This is a genomic window from Corallococcus terminator (assembly GCF_003611635.1).
Taxonomy (GTDB): domain Bacteria; phylum Myxococcota; class Myxococcia; order Myxococcales; family Myxococcaceae; genus Corallococcus; species Corallococcus terminator.
Genome location: NZ_RAVZ01000837.1, coordinates 1 through 421, shown reverse-complemented (window position 1 = coordinate 421; position 421 = coordinate 1). Strand labels below are relative to the sequence as shown.

Genomic DNA, 421 nt, shown 5'->3' with positions numbered 1-421 from the left:
GAGAAGCCCGCGGGCCCCGCTCCGACTCCGCAAGCGTGGAAGCCACCGAAGCAGCCGACGGCGACGATGGGTTTCGTCCCTCCTGTTGCAGCTCCCCACGCCGCGCGTCCGGTGCCCGCCAAGCCGCGTCTGCCCACCTCGCTTCGCGACCTCCAACAGCAAATCAAGAGAGACGAGGCGGCCCCCGCATCGCCCAAGCGGCCTGTGGCCATGATTGCCGGCGTTGTCGCTGCAGGGGCTCTGCTGGTGGTGATGGCCTTCCCGGGGAGCAAGGAGGCCACCGCCTCTGGCCCGAGAAGCCTCCTGGAGGAGGTCGCGGACGGCGGCATGCCGCTGTCCAACGATTCCGCCGCGACCATCCTCCCTCCCGGAAGCGCCAGCCCGCAGGCGGGTGCCGCCCATCCCCTTCCTCCCTTGGGGT

General features: G+C 70.8%; 1 protein-coding gene. It reads left to right on the top strand.

Annotated features, from left to right (window positions below; translation table 11 throughout):
• Window positions 1–210: 210 nt before the first annotated feature.
• The coding region (locus D7V88_RS44090) for a hypothetical protein (protein WP_208726810.1) at window positions 211–421 on the top strand (211 nt) is incomplete at its 3' end.